The organism is Pseudomonas sp. Irchel s3f19 (assembly GCF_900187555.1).
In the GTDB taxonomy this organism is placed as follows: Bacteria; Pseudomonadota; Gammaproteobacteria; order Pseudomonadales; family Pseudomonadaceae; genus Aquipseudomonas; species Aquipseudomonas capeferrum.
Map to the genome: position 1 here is coordinate 123,840 of NZ_FYDW01000005.1, position 24,898 is coordinate 148,737.

A 24,898-nucleotide genomic window follows, 5' to 3' on the forward strand; every position below is an offset into this window, starting at 1 on the left:
CCGGGCGTTTCGTTGAACAATCCACACAGTCGTACGACGACGTATGTCCAATAATAAAAAGGTGACTCCATGCCCCGCTCACACTTACAGGTGGATGTTCCTGTCCGCGTTCTCGCACCAAGCGCTTTCGGCGCTCCCTGGGCAGTGATGCTCCAGGAGGCGCCATGAAAACACTGATCGATGGTTACTTCCTGGTTCTGAAGACGTTGGTGATCGGGTGCCTTGTCACCATCACCTGCCTGATTTTCACCAATGTCGTGCTGCGCTACGGCTTCAACTCGGGCCTGTTCTTCAGCGAGGAGATTTCGCGCCTGGCCTTCGTCTGGCTGGTGTTCGCCGGCGCCCAACTGATGCTTCACGAACATGGCCACATCGGCGTCGACATCGTTACCCGGCGGGTCTCCCCCAGCGTGGCCAGGTGCCTGCTGGCGCTCACTCAAGTGCTGATGCTCTACGTGACCTGGCTGTTCCTTGACGGCAGCTGGAAACAGACCGTGATCAACCTGCATGTAGGCGCCCCCTCCACAGGCATTTCCATGGCCTTGTTCCATGGTGCAGGCCTGGTCTTTTGCATACTCAGCGGCCTGCTGATCTTTACCCAGCTGGTCAGAAACCTCACGGGCACCCTGCCCGCGCACACCCCGGCCGAACCCTCGGCAGCCGAACACGGAGCAGTCGAATAATGGCCCTGTCTGTCTTCGTCGGCGTGCTGATGGCCGCCATCCTGATCGGCGCCCCCATCGCTTACGCCCTGATCCTCTGCGGCGTTGCCTTGATGTGGCTGCTGGGCCTGTTCGATGGCCAGATCATCGCGCAGAACATCATCAACTCTGCAGGCAGCTTCCCCCTGCTGGCCATTCCGCTGTTCATCATCGCTGGCGAGGTCATGAACAGCGGTGGCTTGTCCAAGCGCATCATCAACCTGGCCATCACCTTGGTCGGCCACCTGCGCGGCGGGCTCGGCTACGTCACCATCTTCGCTGGCGTGCTGCTGTCCAGCCTGTCCGGTTCGGCACTGGCGGACGCGGCCTCGCTGACCGCGCTGCTGCTGCCGATGATGGTCATCGCCGGCTACAACCGCGACCGCTCCGGCGGCTTGATCGCCTCGGTCTCGGTGCTCGGTTCGATCATCCCGCCCAGTATCGGGTTCGTCGTGCTGGGGGTGGCTTCCGGCCTGTCGATCACCAAGCTGTTCCTTGCCGGCATTGCCCCGGGGCTGATGATCGCCGCCGCCCTGGTCGTGGCCTGGTGGCTGATGTCGCGGCGCAATACCGAGGTCGAGCTGAGCCCAAAGGCCAGTGCCAAGCAGCGCCTCAAGGCCTTGGTCGACAGCTTCTGGGCATTGATGCTGCCGGTTATCATCGTGGTAGGCCTGCGCTTTGGCGTGGTCACCCCCACCGAGGCCGGTGCGGTTGCCAGCGTCTATGCCCTGCTGGTGTCGTCGTTGATCTACCGCGAACTCAGCCTCAAGTCGCTCAATGACCTGCTGATGCGCGCCGGCAAGACCACCGCCGCCGTGATGTTCCTGGTCGCCGCTGCCTCGATACCCGCCTGGATGATCACCATCGCCGACATCCCGGGGCAGATCATCGACCTGATCCAGCCAGTGATGGACAACCCACGCCTGCTGATCGTGGTGTTGATGCTGTTGATCCTGGTGATCTCCATGGTCATGGACCTGACGCCGACCGTACTGCTGCTTGCGCCCATCCTGGTGCCGGTAGTAACCGCCGCCAACATCGACCCGATCTATTTCGGCGTGCTGTTCATGATCAATTGCTCGATCGGCCTGATCACCCCACCCGTGGGCACGGTGCTGAACGTCGTGTGCGGCATCGGCAGGATGCGCTACGAGGCGCTGCTCAAGGGCACGTTCCCGTTCCTGATCGCCGAAATCATCGTGCTGTTCCTGCTGGTCATCTTCCCCGAACTGGTCACCGTCCCCGCTCAGTGGTTCGGCCACTGATCCCCTACAACAATAAAAGGCACACACCATGAAGAAGCTCGCCGTCATCGCCGCCCTTTTGCTCTCCAGCAGCCTGAGCATGGCCGCCGATTACAATCCGCGTGTGATCAAGTTCGCCGCCACCAGCCCCAAGGGCACGCCACCGGCCATCGGCATGGAGCTGTTCGCCAAGAAAGTGCAAGAGCGCAGCGATGGCAAGATCAAGGTACGCACCTTCCCTAATGGCGTCCTGGGTGGCGACGTGCAAGTGCTGTCGTCGCTGCAAGGCGGTGTGGTTGAAATGATGACCTGGAACGCCGGGCTGATGATCAACCACGTCACCGACTTCGGCATCCTCGACTTCCCGTTCCTGTACACCGACACCGCCAAGGTCGATGCCATGCTCGATGGCGAAGTGGGCAAGATGCTCACCGACCAGTTGCCCGAAAAGAACCTGGTCGGCCTGGCGTTCTGGGAGCTGGGCGTACGCAACCTGACCAACAATGCGCGCCCGGTGCAAAGCCTTGAAGACATTGCCGGCCTGAAGATCCGCGCGCAGCAATCGCCGCTGTTCCTCGACGTGTGGGCTGCGCTGGGTGCCAACCCCACCCCCCTGCCCTTCACCGAGGTGCACACGGCACTGGAGACCGGCACCGTGGATGGCCAGGAAAACCCGGCGGCGCTGATCCTGGCCTCGCGCTTCAACGAGGTCCAGAAGTACCTGAGCCTGACCCGGCATAACTACAACCCGCAGATTGTGCTGATCAGCAAGACCTTCTGGGACACCCTCAACCGCGATGAGCAGCAACTGCTGACCGAGGTGGCCCAGGAAGTGCGCCTGGAGCAACGCAGGATCTCCCGCGAGGCCGACAGCAAGGCCATCGCCGAACTGCGCAGCGACGGCATGCAGGTCAACGACATGCCGGCCGAAGAGGTCGCGCGGATCCAGGCCAGGATCCGCCCCGTGGTCGACAAGTACGCCGCCCAGATCAACCCCGAACTGGTCAGCAAGGTCTACCAGGCCATGGGCTACCAGGCGCAGTGAAATTACCCGCGCCGCCCGCGGCGGCGCCCTTCAATTGCCACAAGGACCCGCATGAAAATCTCCGTCGCCCAGATTCATCCCGTGGCCGGCAACCCGGCCCTCACCCTAGAAAAGGTTGCCGAACTGGCACGTCAGACTGCGGCTGAAGGCTCGCGCCTGATCGCCTTTGCCGAATGCCTGATTACCGGTGGCGCCTTCGACAGCCGCGAAGACCTGGAACGCGGCGCCATTACCCTGGATGCCTTGGCACCGCTGCTGCAGGTATCGGCGCAGAGCGGCATCTTGATCGTGGTCGGTTTCTACGAACGGCATGAAGCCTCGGTGTACAACACCGCCGCGCTGATCGGCGCACAGGGCATTATCGGCCTGCACCGCAAACGCCATCTGCCGTTCATGATCGGCGACCGTTTCACCGACCGCCCGAGCGAGTGGGCGCCGCCGGTGTTCGACACCGAGATCGGCCGTATCGGCCTGGCCATCTGCTATGAAATCCGTTTCCCGGAGGTCGTCCGCACGCTGGCGCTCGAAGGCGCCGATATTGTCGTGCTGCCTGCCGCCTGGCCTGAGCAGGCGCGCATGCTGCCGGACATTTTCAGCACCGTGCGCGCGGCCGAGAACATGGTCTATTTCGTCGCGCCCAACCGCAACGACATGGATGAAGGCATGCAGTTCATCGGCACCAGCCACATCATCGAACCCTCCGGCAAGACCTTGGTACGCGCAGGGCTGGAAGACGGTGTGTACAGCGTCGAAATCGACCTGGCCAAGGCTCGCAACAAATCGCTGATACGTGACCCTGGCGTGTTCGAGGTGCACCCGTTCCGCGACCGCCTGCCCGAAACCTATCGCCTCTGATATCAGCCCAAGGCAGACCTTAATCATGAACCCAAACATCACACACACAACGCTGAAGGCGCGCATGGCACGCGGTGCTACCTTCGGCATGAACATTTACAGTACGGCCTGCATGCCCATCGAGGTGGCCGGCAACTGGGGCCTGGACTTCGTCTTCATCGATGCCGAGCACACTGCGCTGGGTGTCGACAGCCACATGGAGAAGCTCTTGCTGGCCGCCAACAGCACGGCCATCCCCTGCCTTGTACGGGTGCGTGGCACGCTGGAGTGGGACATCCGCAAGGCGCTGGAGATGGGCGCTTCGGGTGTGATCGTGCCGCAGGTCCACACGGCGGCGCAGATGCGCGAAATCATCCGCTACAGCAAGTTCCCCCCGCTGGGGCGCCGCGGCGGTGACAGTTCGGTGCGCTCGGCAGGGTTCGCCGGGCCCGGCTTCGACTGGGCCACCTACACCCAGGCCGAAAATACCCGCAGCGTGATCGTGCCGATGGCCGAGAGCTACGAGTTCTTTGACAACATCGATGAAATACTCGACGTGGAGGGCATCGACGCCGTGCACTTCGGCCCTGCCGATTATTCATTGTCGCGACATTTGCCGGTCGACTACCGCCTTGGCAACCCCGAAGTGCTGCAACGCCTTGAGCTGCTGATCGAGAAGTGCCATGCCCGCGCGATCCAGGTCATGGTGCCGTGCTTCCCCGCAGACCAGGCCACCGCGCAGCGCCTCATCGAAATGGGCAGCGACATGCTGTTGATGGGCAGCGACCTGTCCTGGCTCAACCAGGCCGGGCAACAGATCTCGGCCGTTAAACGCGCACTGGCCTGAACGCCGGCCCGGCCAAGGCGCCTGCGCCGTGGCCGGGCACACCCCGTTTGATCAATCGACCAGAAAATTCTGTTTGACCAAGGTCGCCCGGATGATCGAAACCAAGGTATCAAGCTGCATATCCGGGCGTTCGGTCAAATAAGACAGGCAGAACTTGGCCGGCGGGATCGGCGGATCGCAAGGCAATGTCTTCAACAAATCGACGGCCAGCAGGTCGCGAATCAAGGGTACCGGCAAAATACCTATGGCATGCCCTGCCGCTACCATCTTGGCAATAAAGGCCAGCGAGTTGCTCGAATGAAAGGCATGGCTGACCGAGCCACTTTCCATCAGCCAGCGGTCCACCACTGAATACAGTGTCGAGGGCGCACTGTGGGTGACAATCGAATATTGCCGGGCCTGCTGCGCCAGAAAAGGCCCCGGGGCCACGTCCAGGTGCCGCGCCGCCACCCACTGGAAGGTCATCCAGCCGAGGAATACATCGGTTACATCCTCACGCGTGGCCGGGTTGGTCAGCAGCGCGATGTCGAGTTCGTGGTCGTTCAGCTTGCGGTTGAGCACCGCACCGACATCGATGGAGATCTCCAGGGTGATCTCTGGGAAGTGCGCCTTTATATCGCTGATTACCGCCGTCAGCCCGACCATCGCCGAACATTCGTCCGCGCCCAGGCGCAAGCGCCGGTGCTTTTTCTGCTGCGCGGCAAACTGCTCGAGTTGCGTGCTGTTGTTGAGCACCTGTTCGGCGTGGCGCAAAGCGGTATGGCCATCTGCGGTGAGGCTCATGCGTTGCTTGCTGCGGTCGAACAACTTGACGCTGAGCAGCGATTCCATTTCCTTGATACGCGCCGACACTGCAGGTTGCGTCAGGTGAAGATGACGGGAGGCGGCATGAACGCCCCCGAGGCGGGCGGTCCAGTAGAACGCCTCGATCTGCATCAGCGTGATACGCATGATAAAAACTGCTCCGGTTACTGCTTACGGATTTTTATTATCGACCGTTAAGCGTGCTTGTTAGGATGACCGAAACCCTTCGAAAAAGCATCCGGCCTAATAACAACACCCTATGTATATTATCGAAGCACTGCCCGCCCCGATCAGCGCCGCTGAACTTGAAGTCTTGATCAACGCCGAACCGGCGACCATCGGCCATTTCATTACCCACGGTATTGCCAGCCCGCACATCAAGGCACACTTTCAGAATGTCAGGGCCGTGGGTACCGCGGTGACCGTGAGGATGCCAGGCAACGATGGCGGGATTCTGCATTACGCCATGGGCTGCGTGCGCCCAGGCGACTTTCTGGTGGTGGACCGCTGCGGTGAACGCATGACCGCCGCCCTGGGCGGCGCCATGGCCTACGCCGCCAAGCAGGCTGGCGTGGCGGGGATCATCGTCGACGGCTACGTCACCGACCTGGGCGAAATACGCGAGCATGGTGTGCCAGTGTGGTCACGCGGTGCCAGCGCGATTACCACCCGCGTGATGGGCCTGGAAGGCGAGTTCTGTACCGCCATCCAATGTGGCGGGGTGATTGTCCACCCCGGCGATGCGGTGGTGGCAGACGAAAACGGCATGGTGTTTCTGCGCCCCGGCCAGGTGATCGAAATGGCTCAGCGGGCCATCGACTTCCAGCACAAGGAAAAGCACACGCTGGCACGGCTGGCCAAGGGTGAGAAATTCCCTGATATCGTCGGTTCGCGAACCACCATCGAGGCCGCGTCCCGCCCTCGTTGATCGAACAGCTCCAAAGTAGCTCCCGAACAAGCACAAGAGGACTACCGTGAAACTCAGCTCGCTGCTCATCCCCCTGGCGTTCGGCGCGCTGCTCGGTACCTCGCTGGCGCGCGCGCAAGACTACCCCGTGATGCGCTTCAACGTGGTGGGCGGTGGCAGCCACAACTACACGTTCCGGGCGGTTGAACAGCCGTTCTGGAATCAGACGTTGCCCGCGCGCTCGCAAGGCAGGGTCACCGCGCAACTGCTGGGGTTGTCGGAAAGTGGCCTGAAAGGGCCGGAGATCATTCGCCTGATGCGCTTTGGCGCAGTCGATATCGGCATGGGCGTGTTCGCCTTCGTCGCCGGCGACGATGCCACCTTCGAAGGTGTGGACCTGCCCGGCCTGGCCGATACCATCGACACCGCCCACAGGGTCGCCAACGCCTACAAGCCGGTGCTCGAACAACGCATGGCCGAGCGTCACGGCATCAAGTTGCTGGCCACCGTCCCCTATACCGCGCAGGTCTTCTTTTGCCGCGATGCCGTGCACTCGCTGGCTGACTTGAAGGGCAGGAAAGTGCGCACTCGCGGGCGCAACATGGCCGAGCTGGTCAAGGCCATGGGCGCGGCGCCCGTCACCCTGCCCTTTGCCGAGGTGGTAACCGCCATGCAAACCGGCGTCATCGACTGCGCAATCACCGGCATTGGCTCGGGCAACGCCGCCAAGTGGTACGACGTTGCAGGCTACCTTTACAACCTGCCCGTGGATTGGTCGATCGGCTTCTATGGCATCGGCCTGAAGCGCTGGCAGCAACTGCCGCCCGAGGTACAGCAATTGCTGCAGGTGCAATCGCAAGTGCTGGAGCAGGCCTTGTGGCAAGCGACCGCCAACGAGAACCGTTATGCCCAGGCCTGCAATGTCGGCGGCCCTGACTGCCAGATTCATCACCCCGCACACATGACCGCCTCGGCCCCGACCGCAGCAGAGAAGCAGACCCTGCGCCAGGCCGCACTGACCATTGCCAACGACTGGGGCAAACGCTGCGGCGGACCTTGCGTGGCACGCTGGAATGCCACCGTGGGCGATGCCATCGGCATGCGCCTGGCCCCATGAGTTACCCTGCTTCGGAGACTGCCCACATGCACACCGCCCGCTCAAGCATGGGAGCCATCAGCGCCATTGCCAAGGCCAGTACCTGGGTCGGCGGCTTCGCGCTGCTCACCTGCGCCCTTCTGATCGGCATCGACCTGATCTTGCGCAAGGCCCTGGGTATCTCCATGGGCGGCGCCGACGAAATAGCCGGTTACGTGCTGGCGATCACCAGCGCCTGGGCGTTCCCGGTCACCTTGCTGAAGCGCGCACATATTCGCGTGGACATCCTCTACACCCGCCTTGGCCTGCGCCCCAGGGTCGCGCTCGACCTGTTCGCCCTCGCCTGCATGCTGGTGCTTGCCAGCACATTGGCCTACCACGCGTGGAACGTGCTGTGGGACTCCATCGAATACCGTTCAGTGTCAAACACGCCACTGCAGGTACCACAATGGCTGCCCCAATCACTCTGGTTCGCCGGCTACGTGTTCTTTGCCCTGACCTTGTCGAGCCTGGTGGTCACCTGCACCCGCCACTTGCTGCACGGCCGCTGGCACGCTGTCAGCAAACTGATCGGCATCAACTCGGTCGAGGAGGACATTCAGCAGGAGCGCTACCACGGTAGCCCCGCTGCTGGCACGGAGCAAAAGCCATGCTGAGCCTCACCCTGATCGTGCTGCTCGCACTGCTGGCGCTTAGCGTGGCCGCTGCAGTCAGTGTCGGCCTGCTGGGCATGTCCCTGTCGCAGCTGTTCTCGACATTGCCGTTAAGCAGCGCCATGGGCGAAATTGCCTGGAATACCAGTAGCGAATTCCTTCTGGTGGCGATCCCTTTGTACATCCTGATGGGTGAACTGCTGGTGTGTTCAGGCGTGGCCGGGCGCATGTACCAGGCCGTCGAAAAGTGGCTGTCGTGGCTGCCAGGTGGCTTGATGAATTCGAACATCGGCGCCAGCGCACTGTTCGCCACCACCAGCGGCTCCAGCGTGGCGACTGCGGCCACCCTCTCGACCCTGGCCATCCCCGAGCAGGAACGCAAAGGCTACAACGCGCCGCTGTTTCTCGGCTCGATTGCCGCCGGTGGCACACTGGGCATCCTGATTCCGCCCTCGATCAACATGATCCTGTTTGCCCTTATCGCCAACGTGTCAGTGCCCAAGCTGTACCTGGCCGCGACCGTTCCCAGCATCATCCTGAGCGTGCTGTTTATCGCGTTGATCGTGCTGGCCTGCCTGATTCGGCCACAGCTGGACGGCCGCAAGGCGCCTACGCGCTGGGCCGAGCGCCTGGCCTGCCTCCCTGACCTGTTGCCGCCACTGGCGATCTTCGCCCTGGTGATTGGTTCGATCTACAGCGGCTTCGCCACCGCCAGCGAGTCGGCAGCGCTGGGTGTGCTCAGCGCCTTCGGCCTGGGCCTATGGCGCCGGGCATTCACCTGGCAGAGCCTGGGTCAGGCGTTCGAGGCAACCCTGCGCACCACCGGCATGATCATGCTCATCACCTTGTCGGCGTTCTTTCTCAACTTTGTGCTGGCCTCCATTGGCCTGACCACCACGCTGGTCCATTTTGTCACTGACCTGAACCTTTCCCCCACGGCCACACTGCTGGCGATCATCCTGTTCTACATCGTGCTGGGTTGCTTCATGGACACGCTGGCCATGTTGATCACCACCGCGCCGCTGATCGTGCCGATCATCGTCGCACTGGGCTTCGATCCGTTGTGGTTTGGGGTGGTGTTGATCGTGCTGTGCGAGATGGGCCAGATTACGCCACCGTTCGGCATGAACCTGTTCGTGGTGCAGAGCATTCGTGGCCGGGGCAACTTCATGGACGTGGTGTACGGCGCGCTGCCGTTCTGCCTGGCGTTGCTGGTGCTGATCGCCCTGTTGATCGCCTTTCCACAACTGGCGTTGTGGTTGCCGGCAGCTGTTTAGCGGGCAATAAAAAAGGGCGGCCCGTATGGATCGCCCTTTTTCGATTTGGTAGGCACAATTGGACTCGAACCAACGACCCCCACCATGTCAAGGTGGTGCTCTAACCAACTGAGCTATGTGCCTGTCGTGTGGTGCGCATATTAGTGATCGAATGCGTACCTGTAAAGCTTTTTTTTCAGAAAAATCAAAAACTTTCGGTTTTGACCGGAGGGGCTGCTTCATGCCCCTTTTCGACCGGATCGACGCCCCGGTAGGCCGCCCAATGAAAGAAGGGGCAACCCTTTCGGATTGCCCCTTCTTCGATTTGGTAGGCACAATTGGACTCGAACCAACGACCCCCACCATGTCAAGGTGGTGCTCTAACCAACTGAGCTATGTGCCTGTCGTGTGGTGCGCATTCTACGCATTCCGAAAACCATGTCAACACTTTTTTTCGCGCTAACTTACTGAATCTTAACCTCTTTATAGGAAAGCTTCGGCGACGGCCGGGTAAAGGATTTTCAACGGACGACTAGCGGGTGTTTATTATTATTGATAGCATCGCTACATTCGTTAAAAATATAACACACGAGGTTTCTCGAGCATGGCCAACACCCCCTACCCCCAGTCCTACTACGCCGCCTCGGCTAACCCGGTGCCGCCACGTCCGGCGCTGCAGGGTGAGGTGGAAACCGATGTGTGCATCATCGGTGCCGGCTACACCGGCCTGTCCAGCGCCTTGTTCCTGCTGGAAAACGGCTTCAAGGTCAGCATCGTCGAAGCCGCCAAGGTTGGTTTTGGCGCGTCCGGCCGCAACGGCGGCCAGATCGTCAACAGCTACAGCCGTGACATCGACGTGATCGAGCGCACCGTCGGCCCAAAGCAGGCACAACTGCTGGGCCAGATGGCATTCGAAGGTGGCCGCATCATTCGTGAGCGTGTCGCCAAGTACAATATCCAGTGCGACCTGAAAGACGGTGGCGTGTTCGCAGCCATCACCCCTAAACAGATGGGCCACCTGGAGTCGCAAAAGCGCCTGTGGGAACGCTTTGGCCACAACCAGCTCGAGCTGATGGACCAGAAGCGCATCCGTGAAGTAGTCGCATGCGACAGCTACATCGGCGGCATGCTGGACATGAGCGGCGGCCACATCCACCCGCTTAACCTGGCCCTGGGCGAAGCGGCCGCGGTAGAGTCGCTGGGCGGCATCATCTATGAGCAGACCCCGGCCATCCGTATCGAGCGTGGCGCCAACCCGGTCGTGCACACACCGCAAGGCAAGGTGCGCGCCAAGTTCATCATCGTCGCCGGTAACGCCTACCTGGGCAACCTGGTGCCAGAGCTGGCCGCCAAGTCCATGCCGTGCGGCACCCAGGTGATCACCACCGAGCCCCTGAGCGATGACCTGGCACGTACCCTGCTGCCGCAGGATTACTGTGTCGAAGACTGCAACTACTTGCTCGACTACTACCGCCTGACCAGCGACAAGCGCCTGATCTTCGGCGGCGGCGTGGTCTACGGCGCGCGTGACCCGGCGAACATCGAGGCAATCATCCGTCCGAAGATGCTCAAGGCCTTCCCGCAGTTGCAGAACGTGAAGATCGATTACGCCTGGACCGGCAACTTCCTGCTGACCCTGTCGCGCCTGCCGCAGGTTGGCCGCATCGGCGACAACATCTATTACTCCCAGGGCTGCTCGGGCCACGGCGTCACCTACACGCACCTGGCAGGCAAGGTGCTGGCCGAGGCGCTGCGTGGCCAGGCCGAGCGTTTCGATGCGTTCGCAGGCCTGCCGCACTACCCGTTCCCGGGTGGCCAGATGCTGCGTGTGCCATTCAGCGCCATCGGTGCCTGGTACTACAGCCTGCGTGACCGCCTGGGCTTCTGATTGATGCCTCGGTAACCTGGCACCGGCCTCTTCACGAGGCCGGTGTACGTTTACCGCCCCAGGCTGTTCACGGCCTGCTTCGCGGCAATTTCCTGCCCTGCCCGGGCCAGTTCGTCGGCCGCCTGCAACCAGCGTTGCCGGTCTACCTGGGCGGGCAGTTGCCGCGGCGGTTGCACCAGCACCGCCCAACTGCCCTGCTTGGCCCAGGCCGAAGCAAAATCATCGAAGGCCATCAGTTGCCTGCGGTGCATGCCTGAGCGCAACAGTACCCGCTGCTTGTAGCGGTCATAACCGATCAGCACCGCGTAGCGTGGCTCGCTCCACCAGGCTGAACCCTCCTCGTAACGCAGCAAAACCGGGTTGCCCGCCGCCACCTGCGTCAACAAGGCATCCATTTGCTTGTCCAGTGCGTACACCACCATGCCGTAGTCACGCGCCACACGGGGGATGCTGGTGTCCAGCGTTTCAGCGCCCTGGGGCAGGTTCAATGGCTTGTCCAGCAGGCCTGGCGTGATCGGCGCCCCCTGCTGCGAAAGCAGCGCTGCCAGGGCCATGGCGCCGCTGTGGTTGGCATTGCCACGGTAGAACGGCACGCTGCTGATCTCGACCCGCTGCGGCAGGCCTTTCAGGTTCGCGGGCGGTGCGCTGGCACAACCGGCCAGGCTGGCCGCCATCAGGCAGGCCAGCAGCAGCCGACGGGGGGCTGAGGCCAGCGGTTTGAAGGAAACTTGCTCCATGGGCACTCGCTTGTTCCGATGCCAGGCAGGCAGCGCCCGGCTCTGGGCTCAGATCATAGGGCCCACAGGTGCGCGGGTATAGTCCGACACAGGCTTGTAGCCAATCGGACCAAGCAATAGACCTTTGATCAATGGAACGTCACACGGGTCGAGCTAGACTAAAGCAGTGTCTGTAAGGCGAGCCCTGGCTGACAGCGCGCTTGCCCGAGAGAAGGAGGCACACATGAGCCTGACCCTGGCAATCCTCATGCTGGTAGGTATGTGGCTGAGCGTCGCAGCCGCCATGCTGTGGGGTGTACTGCGTATCGTGCGGCGTCATTCCCATCATCACTCCCTGCCCCCGCAGGGCCTGGCCAAACCTCAGGTTGGGCACAGGGTACGGCGGCAAGTGGAGGCGCATTAAAACTCACGCTTTTGTGATGGTCCATTCGCGGGGCCCACCCCTGGCTTCAAGGCCAGCGGTGGGCCTGCGCCTTTTACATCAACCTTCTGCCGCTTCGCGCTTGAGCCGCGCCCGACGGGCCATGATGTTGAGGACCTCGATCAAGGTCGAGAAGGCCATCGCTGCGTACACATACCCTTTCGGTACATGAGCCCCCATGCCTTCGGCGATCAGGGTCATGCCGATCATGATCAGGAAGCCCAGGGCCAGCATCACCACGGTCGGGTTGTCATTGATGAACTTGGCCAGCGGGTCGGCCGCCACCAGCATTACGATCACGGCAGCGATCACGGCAATGATCATGATCGGCAAGTGCTCGGTCATACCCACGGCGGTAATGATGCTGTCGATCGAGAAGACGATATCCAGCAGCAGGATCTGGCCAATGGCTGCGGCAAAACCCAAGGTGATGGTGGAACCGGCCTTGGACTCTTCCTTGGCACCATGCGGGTCGACGTTCTCGTGGATTTCCTTGGTGGCCTTCCACAGCAGGAATAAGCCACCTGCGATCAGAATCATGTCCTTCCACGAGAAGCTGTGGCCGAACACATCGATCACCGGCTCGGTCAATTGCACGATCCAGGCCACGGTGCTGAGCAGCGCCAGGCGCATGACCAGGGCCATGCTGATACCAATGCGCCGCGCCTTGGAACGGTATTCCATGGGTAGCTTGTTGGTCAGGATGGAGATGAAGATCAGGTTGTCGATGCCGAGCACGATCTCCATGGCCACCAAGGTGGCGAGGGCGACCCAGGCGGTCGGGCTTGCGGCGAGTTCCAGCAAATATTCCATTTAATCAATCCTGCATCGGGTCTTGGGGTCAGATGTCCTGGGTCTTTTCGTGCTTTTCAGCATCTTTGGGCGGCTGGCCTTCGCTGCCGATGGCATCGCTCAGGGCCTGCTGGGCCGCTTCGTTGGTCTTGTCGATGGCCTGCTTGGCCGACTGGGCGGCCTGGTCGAGCATCTGCTGGGCAGATTTTTCAGCCTGATCGCAGCCGGCCAGGGTGAACAGGGCCAGGGCCAGCACCAAAGGCGTGCCAATGGATTTAAGCTGCAACATGGGTTCCTCGCTTGTCGATATTCCGGCGGCGCGCAACGCGCCTCATGGAGTCGCATTCTAGAGAGGCGAATACATCAGGAAAATTCGTATTTTCAGCGGTTATACTTCGGTTTTTACGAATCGAGAAATACACCGATGCTCAACTATCGCCAGTTGCACTACTTCTGGGCCGTGGCCAAGACCGGCAGCATCGCGCGTGCCAGCGAGCAGTTGAACCTCACCCCGCAGACCATCAGCGGGCAGATCAGCCTGTTCGAGCAGACGTATGGCCTTGAATTGTTCCAGCGAGTCGGTCGGCAGTTGGAGCTGACCGAGACCGGCCGCCAGACGTTGGTGTATGCCGAGCAGATGTTCCAACTCGGCGGCGAGCTGGAAGCCATGCTGCGCGCCGGTCCGCAAGAGCAGATTCTGTTTCGCGTGGGGGTGGCCGACGTTGTCCCCAAATCCATCGTCTATCGCCTGCTGGCGCCGACCATGGAGCTGGACGAGGTGCTGCGCATCAATTGCCGGGAAGACAAACTCGAGCGGCTGCTGGCGGACCTGGCGATTCAGCGCCTGGACCTGGTCATTTCCGACAGCCCGATGCCCAACCACCTGGATATCAAGGGCTACAGCCAGAAGCTCGGCGAGTGTGGCCTGAGTTTCTTCGCCACCCAGGCGTTGGCGCAACGCCTTGCCGGCCCCTTCCCTGCCTGCCTCGACGATGCACCGCTGTTGATTCCGGGCCAGGAGACCGTGGTGCGCAGCCGTTTGCTGCGCTGGCTGGGGGAACAGCAGGTACAGCCGCGGATCGTTGGCGAGTTCGACGACAGCGCCTTGATGCAGGCGTTTGGCCAATCGGGCAGCGGCATTTTCGTGGCGCCCAGCGTGATCGCCGAGGAAGTGTGCCGCCAGTATGGCGTGCAACTGATCGGGCAGACCGAAGCGGTGCATGAGTCGTTCTATGCCATTTCGGTGGAGCGCAAGGTCAAGCACCCAGGGATCGTCGCCATTACCGAGGGGGCGCGACGGGAGTTGTTCCACTGGTGATGTGCTCGCCGCTTCGCGCGTGAACCCTGAAGACCGCGAACCTGCCCGACAAAGGTCTATGGTAAAGTCTCGCCCTTTTTGAACATGCCGGGATATCGCTGCATATGACCCCCTTCTTCCGCCTTCTCAACCGCACCAGCCTGGTGACGCAGATCGTCATCGGCCTGCTGGCCGGCATCGCCCTGGCGCTGCTCGCACCCGACGTCGCCCGCGACCTGGCGTTCCTCGGCAAGGTGTTCGTCAGCGCCCTCAAGGCAGTGGCACCCATTCTGGTGTTCATTCTGGTCATGGCCTCGATCGCCAACCACCGCCACGGCCAGGAAACCCACATACGGCCGATCCTGTGGCTGTACCTGCTGGGCACCTTCGCCGCAGCGGTGGTGGCCGTGGTCGCCAGCATGCTGTTCCCGTCCCACCTGGTGCTGAGTGCCGGCGACGCCACGCTGAGTGCGCCGGGCGGTATCACCGAGGTCCTGCAAAACCTGCTGCTGAGCGCGGTCGACAACCCGGTCAACGCCTTGCTCAATGCCAACTTCATTGGCGTGCTGACCTGGGCGATTGGCCTGGGCGTGGCCCTGCGCCATGCCGGCGAAACCACCCGCACTGTGGTCGAGGACCTGTCCAACGGGGTTACCTTGATCGTGCGCGTGGTCATCCGCTTCGCCCCGCTGGGCATCTTCGGCCTGGTCAGTGCCACCCTCGCCCAGTCGGGCCTCGATGCCCTGTTCGGCTATCTGCACCTGCTGGCCGTGCTGATCGGCTGCATGCTGTTTGTGGCCCTGGTGATGAACCCGCTGATCGTGTTCTGGAAGATTCGCCGCAACCCGTACCCGCTGACCCTGCTGTGCCTGCGCGAGAGCGGTATCACGGCGTTCTTCACCCGCAGCTCGGCGGCCAACATCCCGGTCAACCTGGCCCTGTCGGAGCGTCTTGGCCTGCATGAAGACACCTATTCGGTGTCGATCCCGCTGGGCGCGACCATCAACATGGCGGGCGCAGCGATCACCATCACCGTACTGACACTGGCCGCTGTGCATACCCTGGGTATCCCGGTCGACCTGCCGACTGCCGTGCTGCTCAGCGTGGTGGCGGCTGTCTGTGCGTGCGGCGCCTCGGGCGTGGCAGGTGGTTCGCTGTTGTTGATCCCGCTGGCGTGCAGCCTGTTCGGCATCCCCAGCGAGATTGCCATGCAGGTGGTGGCGGTGGGCTTCATCATTGGTGTGCTGCAGGACTCGGCGGAGACTGCGCTGAATTCGTCGACCGACGTGCTGTTCACCGCGGCGGCGTGCCAGGCTGAGGAACGACGCGGGGCGTGAGGCTGTCGGGGCCGTGTTGCGGCCCCAATTGCCTTAATCAACGGCTTTACCTACGCTAGTGGCCTTTTCCTCGCAATGAGACAGGGCCATGTCCGAACACGAAACCGTAGGTGAAGGCCGTTTCAACAGCACCGAGATCCGCATTCTCGGCTCGCTGATCGAAAAGCAGGCCACCAGCCCGGAAAGCTACCCACTGACCCTCAATGCCCTGGTCCTGGCCTGCAACCAGAAGACCAGCCGGGAACCGGTGATGAACCTCACCCAAGGCCAGGTCGGCCAGGCCCTGCGGGCGCTCGAAGGCCAAGGCATGACCCGCTTGCAGATGGGCAGCCGCGCCGACCGCTGGGAGCAGCGGGTGGACAAGGCCCTGGAATTGGTGCCGGCGCAACTGGTGCTGATGGGCCTGATGTTCTTGCGCGGCCCGCAAACCCTCAACGAGTTGCTCAGCCGCAGCAACCGCCTGCATGAATTCGATGACACCGAGCAGATCCAGCACCAGCTGGAACGCCTGATTTCAAGGGACCTTGCCCTGCACCTGCCGCGCCAGGCAGGCCAGCGCGAAGACCGCTATACCCATGCATTGGGCGACCCGGCAGAAATCGAAGCGATCATGGCCGCACGCCAACAGGAAGGCGGTGCCCGCAGCAGCGGTGGCAGTGTTTCGGAAGAGCGCATGGAGGCCTTGGAAGCCCGGATTGCAGCGCTGGAGGCGCGCCTGGCCGAACTCGAAGGCTGAGCCATTAGTGCTCGGGGTCGGGGAAATTGCGACAGCTCTTGCGCTCAGCCAGCTCCCGCTCACTGGGGCGCTGGTCGACGAACACGGTGCGGCCGTCGGCGTAGATTTCGAGGAAGCCCCAGTGCAGGTCCTGCTCTTTCTGCCCGGGCTTGGGTGGCACTAGCCACCAGGGTTCGCGGCTGATCAGGGTCATGGTGAGCTTCCTGAGGGTGTCTGGGGTAATGATAGACACCCTCAGGCTGCTGCTGACTTACGCCGGGGCCGAAGCCCGAATCAGGTGGTCGAAGGCCGCCAGCGAAGCCTTGGCGCCCTCACCCACGGCAATGACGATCTGCTTGTACGGCACGGTGGTCACATCACCCGCGGCAAACACGCCGGGGATGTTGGTCGCGCCCTTGGCATCGACAATGATCTCGCCACGCGGCGACAGCTCGACGGTGCCTTTGAGCCAGTCGGTATTGGGCAACAGGCCGATCTGCACGAAGATGCCTTCCAGCGCCAGGTCATGCAGCTCATCGCTGGCGCGATCCTTGTAGCGCAACCCCGTCACCTTCTCACCATCGCCGACCACTTCGGTGGTCAGTGCGCGGGTGATCACCTTGACGTTCGGCAGGCTGTGCAGCTTGCGTTGCAACACGGCGTCGGCACGCAACTGGCTGTCGAACTCGATCAGGGTCACCTGGGCGACGATGCCCGCCAAATCGATGGCCGCTTCCACGCCCGAGTTGCCGCCGCCGATCACCGCCACACGCTTGCCCTTGAACAGTGGGCCATCACAGTGCGGGCAGTAAGCCACGCCACGGGCACGGTATTGCTGCTCGCCCGGCACGTTCATTTCGCGCCAGCGTGCACCGGTGGCCAGGATCACGGTCTTGGCCTTGAGCGACGCACCGCCCGCCAGACGCACTTCGTGCAGGCCGCCATCGGTGGCCGGGATCAGCGCTTCACCGCGCTGCAGGTTCATGATGTCGACGTCGTACTGCTTGACGTGTTCTTCCAGCGCAGTGGCCAGTTTCGGCCCTTCGGTTTCCTGCACCGAGATAAAGTTCTCGATGGCCAGGGTGTCGAGCACCTGGCCGCCGAAACGCTCGGCGGCAACACCGGTACGGATACCTTTACGCGCGGCATAGATCGCGGCCGCAGCGCCGGCCGGGCCACCGCCGACGATCAGTACATCGAAAGCGTCCTTGGCGTTGATCTTTTCGGCCTGGCGGCTGCCGGCACTGGTGTCGATCTTGCCCAGAATCTCTTCCAGGCCCATGCGGCCCTGGCCGAACACTTCACCGTTCAGGTAGATGCTCGGTACCGCCATGACTTTGCGCGATTCGACTTCGTCCTGGAACAGCGCGCCGTCGATGGCCACGTGGCGCACGTTGGGGTTGAGCACCGCCATCAGGTTCAGCGCCTGGACCACGTCCGGGCAGTTCTGGCACGACAGCGAGAAGTAGGTTTCAAAGGTGAATTCGCCTTGCAGCCCTTGGATCTGCTCGATCACTTCGGCGCTGGCCTTGGACGGGTGGCCACCGACTTGCAGCAGCGCCAGCACCAGGGAGGTGAATTCATGGCCCATGGGGATGCCGGCGAAACGCAGGCTGATGTCAGCCCCAGGGCGATTGAGCGAGAACGATGGACGACGAGCGTCGGTCCCGTCCGCGCGCAGGGTAATCAGGTTCGACAGGCCGGCGATTTCCACCAGCAGGTCGTGCAATTCGCGGGATTTCGCGCCGTCGTCGAGGGAAGCAACGATCTCGATCGGCTGGGTGACCCGCTCCAGGTAGGTTTTCAGTTGCGATTTAAGCGTGGCGTCCAACATACGGGCGATTCCTTTTTCAATCTTCAGATACAAAAACGCCCAGGCAACAGCGCCCGGGCGTTTGGCGGGGCGGTAAGTACTTCAGCTTTGGCGGCTGCTTACCGCCCTCGACTGGCGCATAACGTCTATTCGTTCGTGAAGTGCCGAGCGGCGATCAGTTTCAACGCAGCATGATCGTCGCGCAGGCACTTATTGGACGACGATTAGATCTTGCCGACCAGGTCCAGGGATGGCGCCAGGGTAGCCTCGCCTTCTTTCCACTTGGCCGGGCAGACTTCGCCTGGGTGGGCAGCGACGTACTGGGCAGCCTTGACCTTGCGCAGCAGTTCGCTGGCATCACGGCCTACACCACCGTCGTTGATTTCGACGATCTTGATCTGGCCTTCCGGGTTGATCACGAAGGTACCGCGATCGGCCAGGCCGGCTTCTTCGATCAGCACGTCGAAGTTGCGCGAGATGACGTGGGTCGGGTCACCGATCAGCGGGTACTTGATCTTGCCGATGGTTTCCGAAGTGTCGTGCCAGGCTTTGTGGGTGAAGTGGGTGTCGGTGGACACGCCGTAGATTTCCACGCCGAGCTTCTGGAACTCTGCGTAGTTGTCAGCAAGGTCACCCAGCTCGGTCGGGCAAACGAAGGTGAAGTCGGCCGGGTAGAAGAACACGACAGACCACTTGCCTTTCAGGTCGGCTTCGCTTACCTGAACGAATTCGCCGTTGTGGAAGGCGGTGGCGTTGAACGGTTTGACCTGGCTGTTGATGATAGGCATGAGAGACGCTCCTTCATGGGGTTGAAATCAGTTGACGGAGAGAATCCTAACCGCTGGCCCCCAGAAAGGCTCATTGGCAAACCTGATGCTGGCGATTGGTTTTGGCTATAACCAGGGTCTATTAATAGAAGAGATAGCGCTGAGCGGCGGTTGCTTTGTGTAGGAGCGGCCTTGCGTCGCGATGGGCGGCGAAGCGGCCCCAGGATTTCGGCGTCGAAACACAGATCCTGGGGCCGCTTCGCCCCCCATCGCGACGCAAGGCCGCTCCTACAAAGGCCAGAGGTGCTTTTAGCGGGTAACGGTGCGCATCGTCACGAATTCTTCGGCCGCGGTCGGGTGCACGCCGATGGTCTCGTCAAACTGCTGCTTGGTCGCGCCCGCCTTCAGCGCAATCCCCAGGCCCTGCACGATCTCGCCGGCATCCGGCCCGACCATGTGGCAGCCCAGCACCTTGTCGGTCTCGGCATCGACCACCAGCTTCATCAGGGTCTTTTCCTGGATGTCGGTCAAGGTCAGCTTCATGGCCCGGAAACGGCTCTCGAAGATCTGCACCTTATGGCCGGCCTCCAGCGCCTGTTCCTCGGTGAGGCCAACGGTACCGATCGGCGGCTGGCTGAACACCGCAGTGGGGATGTTCTGGTAGTCCACCGGGCGGTACTGCTCGGGCTTGAACAAGCGCCGCGCAACGGCCATGCCTTCGGCCAGCGCCACTGGGGTGAGCTGCACGCGACCGATCACATCGCCAATGGCCAGAATCGACGGCGCGGTGGTCTGGTACTGCTCATCGACGCGAATGTAGCCCCGTGCATCCAGCTCGACGCCCGTGTTCTCCAGGCCCAAATTGTCGAGCATCGGACGCCGCCCAGTGGCGTAGAACACACAGTCGGCAACCAGCTCGCGGCCATCCTTGAGGGTGGCCTTGAGGCTGCCGTCGTCCAGCTGGTCGATGCGCTGGATATCCGCGTTGAACTGCAGATCGAGGCCGCGTTTTTCCAGCTCTTCCTTCAAGTGCGTGCGCACCGAACCATCAAACCCGCGCAGGAACAGATCGCCCCGGTACAGCAAACTGGTATCGGCCCCCAGCCCCTGGAAGATGCCGGCAAACTCGACGGCGATGTAGCCACCGCCCACCACCAACACGCGGCGCGGCAACGCCTTGAGGTAGAACGCTTCGTTGGAAGTGATGGCCAGTTCCTTGCCAGGGATGTCCGGCACCTGCGGCCAGCCGCCGGTGGCGATGAGGATGTGCTCGGCGGTATAGCGCTGGCCGTCGACTTCCACCTCGTTGGCGCCAGTCAGGCGTGCATGGCCCTGCAACAGGGTCACCCCGCTGTTGACCAGCAGGTTGCGGTAGATACCGTTGAGGCGCTCGATCTCCCGGTTTTTGTTGGCAATCAGGGTGCCCCAGTCGAAATGCCCTTCTTCCAGGGTCCAGCCGAAGCCTGCGGCCTGTTCCAGCTCGTCGGCGACATGCGCGCCATACACCAGCAGTTTTTTCGGCACACAGCCGACGTTGACGCAGGTACCGCCCAGGTAGCGGCTTTCGGCTACCGCCACCTTCGCGCCGAAGCCCGCGGCAAAACGCGCTGCGCGCACACCGCCGGACCCGGCACCAATCACGAACAGATCAAAATCGTAGGCCATTTATTCAGTCTCCTAGGCTGGCGCCCAGCATACCGCCGTTGGCCGCCGCAAACAAAAAAGCCACCCCGAGGGGTGGCTTGCAGACCAGCGGGGCTTATCAGTAAGCCTTGCCAGTCTTGTAGTAGTTCTCGAAGCAGAAGTTGGTCGCGTCGATGTAGCCTTCGGCGCCACCGCAGTCGAAACGCTTGCCCTTGAACTTGTAGGCAATCACGCAGCCATCTTTGGCCTGCTGCAGCAGGGCGTCAGTGATCTGGATTTCGCCGCCTTTGCCCGGCTCGGTATTGGCGATGATATCGAAGATGTCCGGGGTCAGGATGTAGCGCCCGATGATCGCCAGGTTCGAAGGCGCGTCTTCCGGTGCAGGCTTTTCGACCATGTTGGTGACACGGTAGATGTCGTCGCGGATCATCTCACCGGCGATCACACCGTACTTGTTGGTTTCCTGCGGGTCGACTTCCTGGATGGCGACGATCGAGCAGCGGTACTGCTTGAACAGTTTGACCATCTGGGTCAGTACGCCGTCACCTTCCGGGTTGACGCACAGGTCGTCAGCCAGCACCACCGCGAACGGTTCGTCGCCGATCAGCGGGCGGCCGGTGAGGATCGCGTGGCCCAGGCCCTTCATCTCGGTCTGACGGGTGTAGGAGAAGGAGCACTCGTTGAGCAGACGACGGATACCGACCAGGTACTTTTCCTTGTCGGTGCCCTTGATCTGGTTTTCCAGCTCGTAGCTGATGTCGAAGTGGTCTTCCAGGGCACGCTTGCCACGGCCGGTCACAATGGAGATCTCGTTCAGGCCGGCATCCAGCGCTTCTTCAACGCCATACTGGATCAGTGGCTTGTTGACCACCGGCAGCATTTCCTTGGGCATGGCTTTGGTAGCGGGCAGGAAGCGGGTGCCGTAACCGGCGGCCGGGAACAAGCATTTCTTGATCATATACGTCCTTAAACAAAGGCTAGGCCTGTGGAATTCGGCGCAGTCTAATCAGGCGGCAGTCACCTTACAATGCCCCGCCTGAGGCCGACCGATGCCATGATAGAGATAACCCAGTGTAGATAGTTCCAAGGGATCGTAAATATTGCGCCCATCAAATAGCACTGGCATACGCATAAGCCCCCGCACACGCACGAAATCCGGCTGCCGAAACTGCTTCCATTCGGTCACCAGCACCAGGGCGTCTGCGCCCTCGACACAGGCGTAAGGGTCTTCGCTCAGGCGCAACTGACCGCTGGCCACGGCCTGCGGATAACGCCCCTGCATGCCGCCAAGTGCCACCGGGTCGCAGGCCTGTACCCGGGCCCCCGCCGCAAGCAACGCATCGATCAGCACCAGGCTGGGCGCCTCGCGAAGGTCGTCAGTGCCCGGTTTGAAGGCCAGCCCCCAGAGCGCGACGCTACGCCCACGCATGAAGCCGCCAAAGTGCTGGTGCAGCGCCTTGAACAGCAAGGTCTTCTGTTCGTCGTTGCGTGCCTGCACCGCCTGCAAAATCGCGGCCTGGTAGCCCTGCTGCTCGGCAGTGCAAAGCAGGGCCCGGACATCCTTGGGGAAGCACGAACCGCCGTAGCCACACCCGGCATAGATAAAATGGCTGCCGATGCGCCGATCACTGCCGATGCCCCGGCGCACCTGCTCGATGTCCACATCCAGCTGTGCGCAAAGCCCCGCCAGCTCATTGATGAAGGAAATCTTGGTGGCCAGAAAGGCGTTGGCGGCGTATTTGCTGAACTCGGCGGCGCGGGGCGCCATCAACAGAATGCGTTCGCAGTTACGCACAAAGGGTGCATACAGCCGCTGCAGGCACTGGCCGGCCGCCGCACTGTCGCTGCCGATAATGATGCGGTCGGGGCGCATGAAGTCATCGATGGCGCTGCCCTCCTTGAGAAACTCGGGGTTGCTCGCCACCTCGACAGCAAAGCCTGCGCCACGCGCGCGCAAACCGACTGCAATGTGCCGGGCCACCCGCTCTGCAGTACCTACCGGTACTGTCGACTTGTTCACCACCAGGCTTGGGCGTGTCAGGTGGCGCCCCAGGCTGTCGGCAACGCCCAGCACATGCTGCAGATCGGCCGAACCGTCCTCCTGGCTGGGCGTGCCCACGGCGATAAACACCACCTCGGCACTGGCCAGCGCCTGCTGCCAATCATCGCTGAACAGCAGGCGGCCCGCCTGCATGCCGCTATGCAAGAGTGCCGGCAGGCCTGGCTCGTGGATCGGGCTCTGGCCCTGGCGCAACTGCATCAAGCGCTGCGGATCACGTTCCAGGCAGGTCACCCGGTTGCCCATTTCGGCAAAACAGGCCGCCGTTACCAAGCCGACATACCCCGCCCCGATCACACAGAGTTCCATGGCCGCGCTCCTTGAGGATGATGGCGGTCATTGCAACCCGAAGGTGGTTGCAGGGCGGTGACGGGCAGATGACAAAAGAAGGCGGCCGGCGCAGCAAACCCGTCAGCTACCCGTTCCCTGCCCGATCAACACCCCCTCGACTTGCTGGCCATACAGGTTCACCCCGTCATTGGCATGAAACTTCAGCCGCGTCTTCTCCACAGACCCCTCCACCAAGCGCGGGTCCTGCGGCCGTTCGTGGCGGTTGATCCACGCCGCCACATCCCAGGCCTGTTGATCGCTCAAGCTGCCCGGTTTGCCCAGTGGCATGTTGTACTTGATGAAGGACGCTGCCGTGTTGATCCGGTGCATACCGGCCCCCCAGTTGTAGGAGTCCTTGCCCCACAGCGGCGGCATCACGTACTCACCGGCCACCTTCTGCCCTTCGCCGTTGTCACCATGGCAAATCGCACATTGCTCACGGTAAACCTGCTGGCCGCGCTTGAAGTCGTAGCCACCCTGGGGTTGCGCCACGTCCGGATAGCCGCGACCCGCGATCTCGACGCCTGTGGGTGCCTTGGTCGACAACCAGTAGGCATACACCGACAGCGCCGTCATCTGCGGGCTGTCTGCCGCCGGCGGCTTGCCGTTCATGCTGAACTGGAAACACCCCTGGATGCGCTCGGCATAGGTGTTGACCTTGTCGTTTTTCTTGCGATAGGCCGGGTACATCGGGTACGCGCCCCACATCGGCGCGGAGTGTGCCAGCCGCCCCTGGTCGAGGTGGCAGTTGCTGCAGTTCAAACCGTTACCCACGGCTTCCGGCATCTTGCGTCGGGTATCGACAAACAAGGCATGGCCCTCGCGGACCATCTTGCCAAAGGCATTGTCCGGCAACTCGCTTTCGGCGGGCGGCACGAACTGCGGCGCGGCCTGCACGCCTGGCACCTTCAACTGCGACTGGTCTTCCATGGCGATCGGGGCCGCCTGGGCACTGCCCATGGCCAACAGCAGCGCGGCGGGAATCAAGGGCTTCATGGCGTGACCTCCTGGCGGGCGGGGCGGGCGAAGAACTCGGCAATGGCCTTGACCTCGTCATCGGTCATGGCCTTGGCCACGCCGACCATCAGTTGGTTGGGGTCATTGCTGCGGCTGCCGTCGCGCCAGGCATTGAGCTGCGCCATCAAGTAAGCCGCAGGCTGGCCTGCCAAGGGCGGAAAATGCTCACCTACACCACTGCCACCAGGGCCGTGGCATTGCACACAACCGGGTATCTGTCGCCCCCAGTCACCGTACAGGGCCATGCGCGTGGTGGGGTCATCGGCAATCTGCTGGCGGCGCAGGTCAGCCGCTGGCTCGGCCGGTAGGCTGGCCAGGTACGCGCTGACCGCCTTGATCTCGTCTTCGCTCAAAGCCTTGGCGAGCGGTTCCATCACCGGCTGCTTGCGCGTGCCATCACGCCAGTCGTGCAACTGTTTGCTCAGGTAGCCGGCGGGTAACCCGGCCAAACGGGGGAACCCAGCGGCGGCAATGCCCTTGCCGTCTGGCCCATGGCAACCTAGGCAGGCCATGGCGGCGGGGTTCGCCCCGCCCTGGGTGAAGATTTTCTGGCCATCGGCGGCATGCGCCGTGGGCCAGGCCAGGATCAGCAAGCTGCCGATCACGACTCGACTAAACGGTGTCATCACGAATCTCCATTTCTTTTGTTATAAGCTTAGGCTTAAAAAACATAAGCAAATGGATACTAGCCCCG

The 24,898-nt window shown here is 62.1% G+C and carries 26 protein-coding genes and 2 tRNA genes; 14 read left to right on the forward strand and 14 right to left on the reverse strand.

The genetic code is table 11. The features are described 5' to 3' along the window. Positions 1-164: 164 nt before the first annotated feature. The 5 genes from CKW22_RS14485 to CKW22_RS14505 are packed head-to-tail and all read left to right on the forward strand — an operon-like array spanning position 165 to position 4,671. Positions 165-683: a TRAP transporter small permease gene (locus CKW22_RS14485; protein WP_033696880.1), complete on the forward strand. Its 519-nt coding sequence runs from the start codon at positions 165-167 to the stop codon at positions 681-683. Further along, positions 683-1,966 carry a TRAP transporter large permease subunit gene (locus CKW22_RS14490; protein ID WP_095064275.1) on the forward strand — a complete coding sequence of 428 codons (1,284 nt, stop codon included), beginning with the start codon at positions 683-685 and terminating at the stop codon, positions 1,964-1,966. The genes CKW22_RS14485 and CKW22_RS14490 overlap by 1 nt, the downstream gene beginning before the upstream one ends. Before the next feature lie 28 nt (positions 1,967-1,994). Beyond that, positions 1,995-2,990, forward strand: a complete 996-nt coding sequence (locus CKW22_RS14495) for a TRAP transporter substrate-binding protein (RefSeq protein ID WP_033696877.1) — start codon at positions 1,995-1,997, stop codon at positions 2,988-2,990. A gap of 51 nt (positions 2,991-3,041) precedes the next feature. Next, a complete protein-coding gene (locus tag CKW22_RS14500; protein WP_033696876.1) occupies positions 3,042-3,845 on the forward strand; it encodes a carbon-nitrogen hydrolase family protein in 804 nt (267 codons plus the stop codon). 25 nt (positions 3,846-3,870) lie between these two features. Beyond that, complete coding sequence (locus CKW22_RS14505) at positions 3,871-4,671, forward strand: HpcH/HpaI aldolase/citrate lyase family protein (protein ID WP_095064276.1); 801 nt, start codon at positions 3,871-3,873, stop codon at positions 4,669-4,671. 51 nt (positions 4,672-4,722) lie between these two features. On the opposite strand, the gene CKW22_RS14510 is transcribed toward CKW22_RS14505, so the two are convergent. Beyond that, the gene (locus CKW22_RS14510) at positions 4,723-5,622 is read right to left on the reverse strand and encodes a LysR family transcriptional regulator (protein ID WP_033696874.1); all 900 of its coding nucleotides are present in this window, start codon (positions 5,620-5,622) and stop codon (positions 4,723-4,725) included. Positions 5,623-5,734: 112 nt separating this feature from the next. Between CKW22_RS14510 and CKW22_RS14515 the strand changes: the two genes are divergently transcribed. The 4 genes from CKW22_RS14515 to CKW22_RS14530 are packed head-to-tail and all read left to right on the forward strand — an operon-like array spanning position 5,735 to position 9,408. Further along, the gene (locus CKW22_RS14515) at positions 5,735-6,403 is read left to right on the forward strand and encodes an RraA family protein (protein ID WP_095064277.1); all 669 of its coding nucleotides are present in this window, start codon (positions 5,735-5,737) and stop codon (positions 6,401-6,403) included. A gap of 46 nt (positions 6,404-6,449) precedes the next feature. Further along, the gene (locus tag CKW22_RS14520; protein ID WP_050506021.1) at positions 6,450-7,499 is read left to right on the forward strand and encodes a TRAP transporter substrate-binding protein; all 1,050 of its coding nucleotides are present in this window, start codon (positions 6,450-6,452) and stop codon (positions 7,497-7,499) included. A 26-nt stretch (positions 7,500-7,525) separates the two neighbouring features. Next, positions 7,526-8,134 carry a TRAP transporter small permease subunit gene (locus tag CKW22_RS14525; RefSeq protein WP_050506094.1) on the forward strand — a complete coding sequence of 203 codons (609 nt, stop codon included), beginning with the start codon at positions 7,526-7,528 and terminating at the stop codon, positions 8,132-8,134. Continuing rightward, positions 8,128-9,408, forward strand: coding sequence for a TRAP transporter large permease (locus CKW22_RS14530; protein WP_047581930.1), 1,281 nt, complete (start codon positions 8,128-8,130; stop codon positions 9,406-9,408). The genes CKW22_RS14525 and CKW22_RS14530 overlap by 7 nt, the downstream gene beginning before the upstream one ends. Before the next feature lie 46 nt (positions 9,409-9,454). On the opposite strand, the gene CKW22_RS14535 is transcribed toward CKW22_RS14530, so the two are convergent. Continuing rightward, positions 9,455-9,531: transfer RNA gene (locus tag CKW22_RS14535), tRNA-Val, on the reverse strand. A gap of 182 nt (positions 9,532-9,713) precedes the next feature. After that, positions 9,714-9,790: transfer RNA gene (locus CKW22_RS14540), tRNA-Val, on the reverse strand. 201 nt (positions 9,791-9,991) lie between these two features. On the opposite strand from CKW22_RS14540, the gene CKW22_RS14545 reads away from it, so the two are divergent. Continuing rightward, on the forward strand, positions 9,992-11,275 hold the full coding sequence (locus CKW22_RS14545; protein WP_033696870.1) for an FAD-binding oxidoreductase: 1,284 nt from the start codon (positions 9,992-9,994) through the stop codon (positions 11,273-11,275). A 50-nt stretch (positions 11,276-11,325) separates the two neighbouring features. On the opposite strand, the gene CKW22_RS14550 is transcribed toward CKW22_RS14545, so the two are convergent. Beyond that, positions 11,326-12,012, reverse strand: a complete 687-nt coding sequence (locus CKW22_RS14550; RefSeq protein WP_033696868.1) for a peptidase C39 family protein — start codon at positions 12,010-12,012, stop codon at positions 11,326-11,328. Between the two features lie 223 nt (positions 12,013-12,235). Between CKW22_RS14550 and CKW22_RS14555 the strand changes: the two genes are divergently transcribed. Next, positions 12,236-12,415 carry a hypothetical protein gene (locus CKW22_RS14555; RefSeq protein WP_033696866.1) on the forward strand — a complete coding sequence of 60 codons (180 nt, stop codon included), beginning with the start codon at positions 12,236-12,238 and terminating at the stop codon, positions 12,413-12,415. Positions 12,416-12,493: 78 nt separating this feature from the next. Here CKW22_RS14555 and CKW22_RS14560 read toward each other — a convergent pair whose 3' ends face one another. Both CKW22_RS14560 and CKW22_RS14565 read right to left on the reverse strand, forming a co-directional pair. Continuing rightward, entirely contained in the window at positions 12,494-13,246 is a 753-nt protein-coding gene (locus tag CKW22_RS14560) for a TerC family protein (protein ID WP_033696865.1), read from the reverse strand. A gap of 28 nt (positions 13,247-13,274) precedes the next feature. Next, complete coding sequence (locus CKW22_RS14565) at positions 13,275-13,514, reverse strand: hypothetical protein (protein WP_033696863.1); 240 nt, start codon at positions 13,512-13,514, stop codon at positions 13,275-13,277. 135 nt (positions 13,515-13,649) lie between these two features. Between CKW22_RS14565 and nhaR the strand changes: the two genes are divergently transcribed. The 3 genes from nhaR to CKW22_RS14580 all read left to right on the forward strand — a co-directional run bounded on the left by nhaR (position 13,650) and on the right by CKW22_RS14580 (position 16,595). Further along, positions 13,650-14,543: a transcriptional activator NhaR gene (gene nhaR, locus CKW22_RS14570; protein WP_033696862.1), complete on the forward strand. Its 894-nt coding sequence runs from the start codon at positions 13,650-13,652 to the stop codon at positions 14,541-14,543. A 104-nt stretch (positions 14,544-14,647) separates the two neighbouring features. Then, positions 14,648-15,859: a serine/threonine transporter SstT gene (gene sstT, locus CKW22_RS14575; protein WP_033696861.1), complete on the forward strand. Its 1,212-nt coding sequence runs from the start codon at positions 14,648-14,650 to the stop codon at positions 15,857-15,859. 88 nt (positions 15,860-15,947) lie between these two features. Then, complete coding sequence (locus tag CKW22_RS14580) at positions 15,948-16,595, forward strand: YceH family protein (protein WP_033696859.1); 648 nt, start codon at positions 15,948-15,950, stop codon at positions 16,593-16,595. A gap of 4 nt (positions 16,596-16,599) precedes the next feature. Here the strand turns inward: CKW22_RS14580 and CKW22_RS14585 are convergent, their stop codons facing one another. The 8 genes from CKW22_RS14585 to CKW22_RS14620 form a co-directional block, all read right to left on the reverse strand. After that, entirely contained in the window at positions 16,600-16,788 is a 189-nt protein-coding gene (locus CKW22_RS14585) for a hypothetical protein (RefSeq protein WP_047581928.1), read from the reverse strand. 57 nt (positions 16,789-16,845) lie between these two features. Beyond that, complete coding sequence (gene ahpF, locus CKW22_RS14590) at positions 16,846-18,408, reverse strand: alkyl hydroperoxide reductase subunit F (RefSeq protein ID WP_033696856.1); 1,563 nt, start codon at positions 18,406-18,408, stop codon at positions 16,846-16,848. 203 nt (positions 18,409-18,611) lie between these two features. Continuing rightward, a complete protein-coding gene (gene ahpC, locus CKW22_RS14595) occupies positions 18,612-19,175 on the reverse strand; it encodes an alkyl hydroperoxide reductase subunit C (protein ID WP_033696855.1) in 564 nt (187 codons plus the stop codon). 288 nt (positions 19,176-19,463) lie between these two features. Further along, the gene (gene gorA, locus CKW22_RS14600) at positions 19,464-20,819 is read right to left on the reverse strand and encodes a glutathione-disulfide reductase (RefSeq protein WP_047581926.1); all 1,356 of its coding nucleotides are present in this window, start codon (positions 20,817-20,819) and stop codon (positions 19,464-19,466) included. Between the two features lie 97 nt (positions 20,820-20,916). Continuing rightward, positions 20,917-21,756 carry a UTP--glucose-1-phosphate uridylyltransferase GalU gene (gene galU / locus CKW22_RS14605; RefSeq protein ID WP_033696852.1) on the reverse strand — a complete coding sequence of 280 codons (840 nt, stop codon included), beginning with the start codon at positions 21,754-21,756 and terminating at the stop codon, positions 20,917-20,919. A gap of 48 nt (positions 21,757-21,804) precedes the next feature. Further along, complete coding sequence (locus CKW22_RS14610) at positions 21,805-23,166, reverse strand: UDP-glucose/GDP-mannose dehydrogenase family protein (protein ID WP_095064278.1); 1,362 nt, start codon at positions 23,164-23,166, stop codon at positions 21,805-21,807. A gap of 102 nt (positions 23,167-23,268) precedes the next feature. Then, complete coding sequence (locus tag CKW22_RS14615; RefSeq protein WP_033696850.1) at positions 23,269-24,183, reverse strand: c-type cytochrome; 915 nt, start codon at positions 24,181-24,183, stop codon at positions 23,269-23,271. Then, positions 24,180-24,830, reverse strand: a complete 651-nt coding sequence (locus CKW22_RS14620) for a cytochrome c (RefSeq protein WP_095064279.1) — start codon at positions 24,828-24,830, stop codon at positions 24,180-24,182. Before CKW22_RS14620 ends, CKW22_RS14615 begins: the two co-directional genes overlap by 4 nt. Between the last annotated feature and the right edge of the window lie 68 nt (positions 24,831-24,898).

Bases quoted from the DNA above. Each gene is read 5' to 3' on its own strand.
- CKW22_RS14485 (WP_033696880.1), top strand. From the start codon at position 165: ATGAAAACACTGATCGATGGTTACTTCCTGGTTCTGAAGACGTTGGTG.
- CKW22_RS14490 (WP_095064275.1), top strand. From the start codon at position 683: ATGGCCCTGTCTGTCTTCGTCGGCGTGCTGATGGCCGCCATCCTGATC.
- CKW22_RS14495 (WP_033696877.1), top strand. From the start codon at position 1,995: ATGAAGAAGCTCGCCGTCATCGCCGCCCTTTTGCTCTCCAGCAGCCTG.
- CKW22_RS14500 (WP_033696876.1), top strand. From the start codon at position 3,042: ATGAAAATCTCCGTCGCCCAGATTCATCCCGTGGCCGGCAACCCGGCC.
- CKW22_RS14505 (WP_095064276.1), top strand. From the start codon at position 3,871: ATGAACCCAAACATCACACACACAACGCTGAAGGCGCGCATGGCACGC.
- CKW22_RS14510 (WP_033696874.1), bottom strand. From the start codon at position 5,622: ATGCGTATCACGCTGATGCAGATCGAGGCGTTCTACTGGACCGCCCGC.
- CKW22_RS14515 (WP_095064277.1), top strand. From the start codon at position 5,735: ATGTATATTATCGAAGCACTGCCCGCCCCGATCAGCGCCGCTGAACTT.
- CKW22_RS14525 (WP_050506094.1), top strand. From the start codon at position 7,526: ATGCACACCGCCCGCTCAAGCATGGGAGCCATCAGCGCCATTGCCAAG.
- CKW22_RS14530 (WP_047581930.1), top strand. From the start codon at position 8,128: ATGCTGAGCCTCACCCTGATCGTGCTGCTCGCACTGCTGGCGCTTAGC.
- CKW22_RS14545 (WP_033696870.1), top strand. From the start codon at position 9,992: ATGGCCAACACCCCCTACCCCCAGTCCTACTACGCCGCCTCGGCTAAC.
- CKW22_RS14550 (WP_033696868.1), bottom strand. From the start codon at position 12,012: ATGGAGCAAGTTTCCTTCAAACCGCTGGCCTCAGCCCCCCGTCGGCTG.
- CKW22_RS14555 (WP_033696866.1), top strand. From the start codon at position 12,236: ATGAGCCTGACCCTGGCAATCCTCATGCTGGTAGGTATGTGGCTGAGC.
- CKW22_RS14560 (WP_033696865.1), bottom strand. From the start codon at position 13,246: ATGGAATATTTGCTGGAACTCGCCGCAAGCCCGACCGCCTGGGTCGCC.
- CKW22_RS14565 (WP_033696863.1), bottom strand. From the start codon at position 13,514: ATGTTGCAGCTTAAATCCATTGGCACGCCTTTGGTGCTGGCCCTGGCC.
- nhaR (WP_033696862.1), top strand. From the start codon at position 13,650: ATGCTCAACTATCGCCAGTTGCACTACTTCTGGGCCGTGGCCAAGACC.
- sstT (WP_033696861.1), top strand. From the start codon at position 14,648: ATGACCCCCTTCTTCCGCCTTCTCAACCGCACCAGCCTGGTGACGCAG.
- CKW22_RS14580 (WP_033696859.1), top strand. From the start codon at position 15,948: ATGTCCGAACACGAAACCGTAGGTGAAGGCCGTTTCAACAGCACCGAG.
- CKW22_RS14585 (WP_047581928.1), bottom strand. From the start codon at position 16,788: ATGACCCTGATCAGCCGCGAACCCTGGTGGCTAGTGCCACCCAAGCCC.
- ahpF (WP_033696856.1), bottom strand. From the start codon at position 18,408: ATGTTGGACGCCACGCTTAAATCGCAACTGAAAACCTACCTGGAGCGG.
- ahpC (WP_033696855.1), bottom strand. From the start codon at position 19,175: ATGCCTATCATCAACAGCCAGGTCAAACCGTTCAACGCCACCGCCTTC.
- gorA (WP_047581926.1), bottom strand. From the start codon at position 20,819: ATGGCCTACGATTTTGATCTGTTCGTGATTGGTGCCGGGTCCGGCGGT.
- galU (WP_033696852.1), bottom strand. From the start codon at position 21,756: ATGATCAAGAAATGCTTGTTCCCGGCCGCCGGTTACGGCACCCGCTTC.
- CKW22_RS14610 (WP_095064278.1), bottom strand. From the start codon at position 23,166: ATGGAACTCTGTGTGATCGGGGCGGGGTATGTCGGCTTGGTAACGGCG.
- CKW22_RS14615 (WP_033696850.1), bottom strand. From the start codon at position 24,183: ATGAAGCCCTTGATTCCCGCCGCGCTGCTGTTGGCCATGGGCAGTGCC.
- CKW22_RS14620 (WP_095064279.1), bottom strand. From the start codon at position 24,830: ATGACACCGTTTAGTCGAGTCGTGATCGGCAGCTTGCTGATCCTGGCC.